This window comes from Streptomyces sp. NH27 (assembly GCF_056859195.1).
Map to the genome: position 1 here is coordinate 1 of NZ_JACEGK010000349.1, position 8,394 is coordinate 8,394.

Sequence of the window (8,394 nt, forward strand, 5' to 3'; positions counted from 1 at the left end):
CCCCCGCCGCCCACCCCTTCCCTTCCGGCGAGGACCCCCTCGCCGCCGCGGCCCGCGGCGCCGCCGCACTCCGCCGACTCTCCGCCGACCACCCGGGCCGGCGTGTCCTCGTCGTCGCCCACAACACCCTCTTCCGCCTGGTCCTGTGCCGCCTCCTCGGCCTCCCCGAGCGCGAATACCGCCGCGTCTTCCCCGGCCTCCACAACTGCGCCCTCACCGAGCTCCGCATGACCCCCGAGCAGGTCTCCCTCATCACGTACAACGCCCCCGCGTAGCCGCGACCACGGCGTGGGTTGCGCGGGCGGCGGTGGGGGCGACGCTGTGGGGGCGACACCAGCGCCACCGATCTGGTGGTGGCGCCGGCCGCCTCGCTCGCCGCGACGGCGGCCGCGCTCACCACCCGCTACGGCCGCCCGGTGCTGTCGTCCCTGCGCGGCAGCCGCTCATGACCCGGCGGACAGGCCCGGCCTCGTTGACATTCCGTCAGTTGTGGCTGTGCAGGGCCGCGTTGAGACCGCCCCAGGAGCCGGTGCGCTGGAGGACCTCGACCTTGCCGGTGGTGGAGTTGCGGCGGAAGAGGATGTTGTCGGCGCCGGACAGCTCGACGGCCTTGACGATCTGGCCGTCGGGGAGGGTGACGCGGGTGCCCGCGGTGACGTAGAGCCCGGCCTCGACCACGCAGTCGTCGCCCAGCGCGATACCGAGCCCGGACTCCGCGCCGAGCAGGCAGCGTTCGCCGACCGAGACGCGCTGGGTGCCGCCGCCGGAGAGGGTGCCCATGATCGAGGCGCCGCCGCCGACGTCGGAGCCGTCGCCGATCACCACGCCCTGCGAGATACGGCCCTCGACCATGGAGGTGCCGAGGGTGCCGGCGTTGAAGTTGCAGAAGCCCTCGTGCATGACGGTGGTGCCGGCCGCGAGGTGCGCGCCGAGCCGGACCCGCCCGGCGTCCGCGATCCGTACGCCGGCGGGCGCCACGTAGTCCGTCATCCGCGGGAACTTGTCCACGCCGAACACCGTCAGGTGCGCGCCCTCCGCCCGCGCGGCGAGCCGGGCGTCCTCCAGGCCCGCCACCGGCACCGGGCCGAGCGAGGTCCACGCGACATTCGCGAGCAGGCCGAAGATGCCGTCCAGGTTCTGGTCGTTCGGCCGGACCAGGCGGTGGCTGAGCAGGTGCAGCCGGAGGTACGCGTCGTGCGCGTCGAGCGGCTTGTCGTCCAGCGAGCCGATCACCGTACGGACCGCGACGACCCGCACCCCCCGGCGCGGGTCGGGGCCGAGCGCTTTCGGCGCGGCCGCGCCCAGCAGTTCCGCTGCGCGCTCGGCGGTCAGGTGCTCGGTCCCCGCCGGGCCGGGCTGCTCGGCCAGCTCCGGGGCGGGGTACCAGGTGTCGAGGACGGTGCCGTCGTCAGCGACGGTGGCAAGGCCGACGGCTACGGCGCCGGGACGGGTATCAGTCATGGTCAGCACGCTAGTCGCTCGCCGCGAGCTGAGCGAACCCGCCCGGGTACGTGGTGCTGTCGGCCCCGGGACCACCTGTCGGTGGGTGGCTGGTGGCGCGGTTCTCCCCCCAGAGCTTCGCATGGGAGGGGGTGCCCCCGCGCCCCTGGGTGAGTGCCCCTTGCGGTCCTACGATCAACCTCCGGTGCGATGCGGTTGCGCGCGCAGTTCCCCGCGCCCCCGGGAGGGTGCGGCTCCCTTCGCGGAAGGAAGGCCGCCCCGAAGGGGCGCGGGGAACTGCGCGACAAGCCACCCACCGGGTGCAAGGTCCCTCGAACCACAGGACGGGGCAGCCGGGCGGGTCCGGCACCGTCAGGGAGCCAGTTCCACCACGCGGGAGAAGCTGTTCTGCGCGGAGGTGATGACGATGCGGAGCTGCGTGGTGGTGACGGGGGCGTCGAAGGGGATCCAGCGACTGGCCGAGGAGTTACCCGAGATGGTGGCCTGGGTGACCCATTGGGAGCCGTCCCAGGTCTGGACGGTGAAGTCGGTGGGGACGCCGTCGGGGGAGGAGACGAAGGAGACGCCGTCGAGGGTCACGGCGGAGGGCGAGGTGATGGTGAGGGTGTCGGGATAGACGTCCTGCGTGTCGTCGTTCCAGAAGGTGGCGGTGTCGCCGTCGATGGCGTTCCCGGGCTCGTAGGTGCGGGCGGCGCCGTCGACGACGTTGGGCGCGTGGAAGCTGGAGGCGGTCGCGGTGGTGCCGGCGGGCCAGCTGCCGTAGACGGAGACCTGGACGGTGGTGGTGGCGAGCGTGCCGTCGGGCGCGCGTACCTGGACCGGCACCGCGTAGACCCCGCCGGCCGCGTCCGCGGGCACGGCGAGCTTGACGGTGGCGAGGGTGACCGTGGCGGCCGGGGTGAGCGGGATGGCCGCCGGGGTCGCGGTCGCGGTCCACCCGGTGGGCACCTTGGCACCGACCACGGCGGAGCCGGACTTCGTGGCGGCCGCGGACACGACCGCGCTGATGTCGCCGCTCGCGCCGGCCTTGATGGGAGCGTCGGCGGTCGCGGTGACGGACAGGTGGGTGACCGAGGCGCTCGGCGCGGTGACGGTGAAGGTGTAGTCGCCGGAGCCGGCGGTCAGCGTCAGGGTCTGGTCGGTGGCCTTGCCGAGGGTCAGCCCGGGGTCGGACTGTCCGGCGTGGCCGGCGGCGTAGAGGGTGCGGCCGCTCTCGCGGACGGTGGACCCGGGCCCGCCCAGCAGTGGCAGCCGGATCGTGGCGGTGGCGCCGACCGGGACGACCGCGTGGTAGGTGAGGTTGCTCCCGTTGCGCTGCCAGGAGCTCTCGACGGTGCCGCGGACGGTGTCCTGGGTGGCCGAGACGTGCGTGAGGTCACCGACGACGCTGGGCGCGAGCGTGAGGTTGCCGTATCCGCTGCCGGCGGTGCCGGTGCCGGGCTGGATGCCGGCGAGCTGCTGGTAGAACCACTGGCCGATGGAGCCGGCGAGCCCGATGTGGTCCTTGGACGAAGTCCCGTCGGGCGCCGAGGAGTTGGGCCACTTTTCCCAGATGGTGCCGGGGCCCTGGTCCACCATGTAGCCGAAGCTCGGGTAGTCCGCGCGTTCGGCGACGGCGAGGGCGACGTCGTTGCGGCCGTAGGCACCGAGCGCCTGGTAGACGTACGTGGTGCCGACGAATCCGGTGGTGACGTGGTCGCCGTGCGCGGCGATGTCCTGGACCAGCCGGTCGAGGCTGGTCTGCTCGTAGCCGGCCGGGACGAGCCCGAGCACGAGCGGCATCGCGTAGGACAGTTGCGAGCCGTTGCCGAAGACGCCGGTGCCGGCGTCGAAGTAGCGCTTGAGGAAGCCGGTCTTCACCTGTTCGGCGACGGCGTTGTAGTGGGTCGCGTCGGCGGTGTTGCCGACCACGGCGGCCATCTTCGCCAGCAGGGTCGCGTCGAGGTAGGAGAAGGCGGTCTGGAAGTAGCCGTGCGGGGTGCTGACGGTGGCCAGCCAGTCGTCTCCCCAAGAGGTCGGGGAGTTCACCACCACGTGGTCGGCGTCGCTGATGGTGGCGAGGTAGTCGACCCACGCCTTGACCTGCGCGTAGTTGGTGGTGATGGGCTGCTTGTCGCCGTACTGCGTGTAGGCGTCCCAGATGATCTGCGGGTAGGCGGTGCCCCAGGCCGGGTCGGTGGCCCAGGAGCCCTGCCCGCCGTTGGCGGGCGCCACGGACGGGACGCTGCCGTCGGCGTTGGCGCTGGTGCGGATGTCACCGAGCCACTTGGCGTAGAACGACTGCATGTCGTAGTTGCTCATCGCCTCCTGGTCGGTGTCGCCCGCGTCGCCGAGCCAGCCGTGCCGCTCGCGGGTCGGGCAGTCCATCGGGATGGACTCCAGGTCGTTGAGCTGGGTCTGGGCGACCGCGCCCTGGATCTTGTTCAGCAGCGGGTTCGACGTGCTGAACTGCCCGGTGGTGGGGACGTCGGAGTGGACGACCTGCGCGGTCACGGTGACCTGGGCGTCGTCGGGCAGGCCGGTCAACTCCGCGTAGCGGAAGCCGGCGTAGGTGAAGTGCGGGGCGTAGGTCTCGGTGCCGGCGCCGGCGAAGGTGTAGTGGTTGGTCTGCCGGGGCGGGTCGGAGGCGGAGAAGCTGAGGTTGGAGGTCGTCACCTGGCCGCTCGCGTCCAGGATCTCGCCCTGGGTGAGGGTCGCGGTGCTGCCGGCGGGCCGGGCGGCCTTGATGGTGACCCAGCCGGTGCGGTTCTGGCCGAAGTCGTAGACGCGCTCGCCTGCGGCGGGGCGGGTCTCCTTGACCGGGGCGACCGTCTGGACGACGCGGATCGGGGGTGTCACGTCTGCCTGGAGCGCGGTCATGGCGTCGTAGCCGGTCGCCGGGTGTGCGCCGTAGACGCCGAGTTCGGCCAGCCGGAAGGTGCAACCGGCGGAGTTGCAGGGCAACTTGGTGGCGGTGACCCGGACGTAGCGGGCGGTGGTGTCGGTGCTGAGGGTGACCGGCGAGGTGCCGGGACCGGGCTGGTCGGCGCCGGTACGGTCGGTGACGGTGGTCGCCTTGGCGAAGGTCGGGTCGTCGCTGACCTCGACCTTGTAGCGCAGGGGGAAACCGGCGCCGATCATGTCGCCGGCCGTGTCATTGGTGGGGCGGGCCGGGAAGAGCGTGATGGTCCGCAGCCGCTGGTCCGAACCGAGGTCGGTCTGCACCCACTTGGTGGTGTCCGCGGTCGTCTCGATCTTCGAGTGGTAGCCCTCGGACGCATCGACGGAGTTGTCGATCCCGTCGGTGAGCGCGGCCGGTGACCAGCCCGCGGTGGTCGTGGTGTCCAGCGCGGTGACCGGCTTGCCCTGGGCCAGGCTCACCTGGTGCGCGACCGGGAAGAGCGCGTGCACGGCCGTCCAGCCGCTGTTGTCGTGGCCGGTCGCGTCCCAACCGGGCGCGGCTTTACGGGCGTCGTACGTCTCGCCGTACCAGAAGTCCTCACCGGTCACCGGGCCCGCGCTGGTCTGCCACGACGGGCTGGTGCCGAAGGTGGCGGTGGAGCCGTCGGTGTAGGTGATGTCGAGTTGCGCGACGAAGACCGGCTGGCCGCTGAACTGGCCCTTGGCCGCCATGAATCCGAGGGTGTTGGCGCCCTGGCGCAGTTGCTCGGTGACGTCCAGGTCGCGGTAGAGCACGCGCGAGCTGTAGTCGGTGACCGAGGAGTCGAGGACTTCGGACGGCTGCACGCGGGCGCCGTTCAGGTGCGGTTCCACGATGCCCTGCGCGCCGAAGTACAGCCGGGCCCGGGAGACCGGCCTGGTCACCTTGAAGTCGCCCCGGGTGAGCGCGCCGTCGCCGGTCCGCAGCCACCAGGCCGACCAGTCGCCGGCGCCCGGCAGCCCGGTGTCGAAGGAGGCGGGCGCCGACCAGGGGGACGCGGCGCCTTCCTTGTTCCAGGTCCTGACCGTCCAGGTGTACGTCCGGCCGGCGGCGAGCGCGGGGCCGGCGTAGGACACGGCGGTGGAGTTGGCGGACTTGACGTGGCCGGAGTCCCAACTGGCCGCCGCCGGACGCTTTCCGCCGCTCCGGGCGGCGGGCGCGACCCGGATCTCGTAGCCGCTCTGCGCCTCGGCCCGGCCGGTGTCGCGCACCGTCCAGGCGAACGACGGGTGGGCGGCGTCGGTCAGGACGTCCGACGCCTGGCCGTCGGCGCGCAGCCCGACCGGGGCGAGCGGCCCACCGGACGCGTGCCCGGACGCGTGCCCCGACGCGGTCCCGCCCGATGCTTGCGCCGACGCGGCGGTGGGCACGGCCAGCGCGGTCGCGACGAGCGCGGCCAGCACCGCCGCCCGTCTCCTGCGGCCTCTTCGAAGTCCGAACACGGTCATGCTGCTTCTCCCCACTGGGAACCATAACGTTTCATGCGCGAGGCCACGTCCTACCGGTAATCCCGCACCGGGGACAAGGGTGCGGACGCGGATCGGCACGGGGCGGGGAAACCCGACGCGCGGATATCAGCGGGAATGTGCGGGTAAGTGCCCTGCCGATCTCGCGAGTTGACCGAAAATTGGTCGCCGCACGAGTGTTGCCGTGCCGGTGCGCCGTGGATAGCGTGTGCACCGATCAGAGCTGAAACATTTCAATCCGGTGCGTCGATCGCGGACCGCGACCGCATCCGAGATCCCCTCGGGCCACCTCAGCGCCCCGACAGGAGCGAACCATGTCGAACAGCACGGAACCGGGTGCCGGGCCGAAGCGGAGGATGATCCTCCGCGCGGGTGCCGCCTCGGTGGTCGCCGCCGCGGCCATGCGCGGTGTGACGGCCGAGGCGGCGTCACCCGAATCAGCGTCCGGGGCAACGCCCGCTGGCGCGAACGGAGTTGTACCGGCCGCCGCGGCATCGTCGGCCGGCGGCAAGGCGTCCGGCGTGCACGCCGCCCCGAGCGGGCGGTGGGACACCTTCAAGCTCTCCCCCGCGACCCGCACCGTGGTCCCGGTCGCGGTGCACTCCACCACCGGCAGCGTCGGCAACGCCAAGGACCTTGTGCGCAAGTCCGGTTCGGCCGCGACGAGGCTCAGCGGCGCAGGCGCCTCGGTCACCCTCGACTTCGGCAAGGAGGTCGGCGGCTACGTCACCCTCACCCTCGGCGCCGGCTCGGACGCGGACCAGAAGGTGGGCCTGACCTACAGCGAGCTGTCCACCTACATCAGCACCACGTCGAGCGACGGCTCCAACGGCGGCTCCAACAACGAGCCCCCGGTGTGCTACACCGCCCAGCCGGCCGGCCGGATCAGCACGCAGACCTCCGTGCCCGTCTCCGGCACCGACGCCGCCGACAACCCGGCGAGCCAACTGCGCGGCGGCTTCCGCTACTTGACGGTGATCAACCAGACCGCCGGCGCCGTGGACCTCACCGGCGTCTGCGTCGAGATCGCCTTCGCCCCCAACGTGGCGGACCTGCGGGCCTACCCCAACTACTTCTCCTGCGACGACGACCTGCTCACCCGCATCTGGTACGCGGGCGCCTACACCGTGCAGACCAACATCGTGGCGAACAACCAGGGCCGGGTGTGGGGCCCGCCCGCCGTCGGATGGAACAACGGCGCCAGGATCGGCGAGTCCGGCGACACCGTGCTCGTCGACGGCGCCAAGCGCGACCGCACCGTGTGGCCCGGCGACCTCGGCATCTCCGTACTGACCGACTACGTGTCGCTCGGCGACATGCGGACCGTGCGCGACTCCCTCCAGACGCTCTACAACCACCAGGCCGCGAGCGGCGCCCTCCCCTACGCGGGCCCGGCCGTCGACTTCATCGGCAACTCCGACGCCTACCACCTGTGGACGCTCATCGGCACCGCCTCCTACCTGCAGTTCACCGGCGACACCAGCTGGACGACCGGGATCTACCCCAAGTACAAGGCCGCGCTGGACTACATCACCGCCAAGATCGACAGCGACGGGCTGCTGAACGTCACGGCGAGCGCCGACTGGGCGCGGGCCGACTCCGACGGCAAGAACATCGAGGCCAACGCCATCATGTACCGGGCGCTGGTCACCGCGGGCCCGCTCGCCCTGGCGGCCGGCGACTCCTCGACCGCCTCGGCGAGCGCCGCGAAGGCCGCCGCGCTCAAGTCCGCGATAGAGAAGGGTGGTTACTGGGACGGCGGCGCGGGCCTGTACCGCGACAAGCCCGGCTCCACCCTCTACCCGCAGGACGGCAACGCGCTGGCCGTGTGGTTCGCGCTGGTGCCGGACGCGGACCGGGCGAGCGCGATCAGCAAGGCGCTCGGCGCGCGCTGGACGCCGGTCGGCGCGCTCACCCCGGAGAAGAGCGCCGACGCGGTGCACCCCTTCCCCGGCGGCATGGAGGTGCACGCGCACTTCGCGGCCGGCCGCGACAGCACCGCCCTCGACCTGATCCGCCGGGAGTGGGGCTACATGCTCAACGCGCCCCAGGGCACGGCCAGTACGTTCTGGGAGGGCTACCGCACCGACGGCAGCTCGGACTACTCCGGCTCCTACATGAGCGCCGCCCACGGCTGGTCCACCGGGCCGACCTCGGCACTGACCTTCCGGCTGCTGGGCATCGCTCCCGCCGACGACGGCACCGCCGGCTACCGCGTCGCCCCGCACCCGGGCGGAGTCGGCCGCGCGGAGGGGCAGTTGACCACCCCGGCCGGCGTGATCGCCGTGTCCTGGCGGGACCGCGGCCGCGGCGAGTTCGACCTGACCGTCACCGCCGCGAGCGGCGCCGTCGGCGAGATCGCGGTGCCGGTGCCGGCCGACGGGTCCTACGTCGTGAAGGTGGACGGCAAGACCGCCTGGGACCGCACACCGCGCGCCTATTCCGCCCGCAGGGACGGCGGTTACGTCGCGCTGACCGGTGTGCCGGCGGGCAGCAGGACGGTCACGGTCCGGCGCGGCTGACCGGCCGATCGGACGGTGTGGGGCC

4 protein-coding genes are annotated in these 8,394 nt (G+C 72.4%); 2 read left to right on the forward strand and 2 right to left on the reverse strand.

Features of this window, described 5'->3' with window-relative positions; all coding sequences use genetic code 11:
- The coding region (locus AC13HU_RS25220; protein WP_483044229.1) for a histidine phosphatase family protein at positions 1–275 on the forward strand (275 nt) is incomplete at its 5' end.
- A gap of 208 nt (positions 276–483) precedes the next feature.
- Here AC13HU_RS25220 and dapD read toward each other — a convergent pair.
- On the reverse strand, positions 484–1,461 hold the full coding sequence (gene dapD / locus AC13HU_RS25225; protein ID WP_483044230.1) for a 2,3,4,5-tetrahydropyridine-2,6-dicarboxylate N-succinyltransferase: 978 nt from the start codon (positions 1,459–1,461) through the stop codon (positions 484–486).
- 351 nt (positions 1,462–1,812) lie between these two features.
- Positions 1,813–5,829, reverse strand: coding sequence for a family 78 glycoside hydrolase catalytic domain (locus AC13HU_RS25230; RefSeq protein WP_483044231.1), 4,017 nt, complete (start codon positions 5,827–5,829; stop codon positions 1,813–1,815).
- A gap of 332 nt (positions 5,830–6,161) precedes the next feature.
- Between AC13HU_RS25230 and AC13HU_RS25235 the strand changes: the two genes are divergently transcribed.
- On the forward strand, positions 6,162–8,369 hold the full coding sequence (locus AC13HU_RS25235; RefSeq protein ID WP_483044232.1) for an alpha-L-rhamnosidase-related protein: 2,208 nt from the start codon (positions 6,162–6,164) through the stop codon (positions 8,367–8,369).
- Positions 8,370–8,394 lie beyond the last annotated feature (25 nt).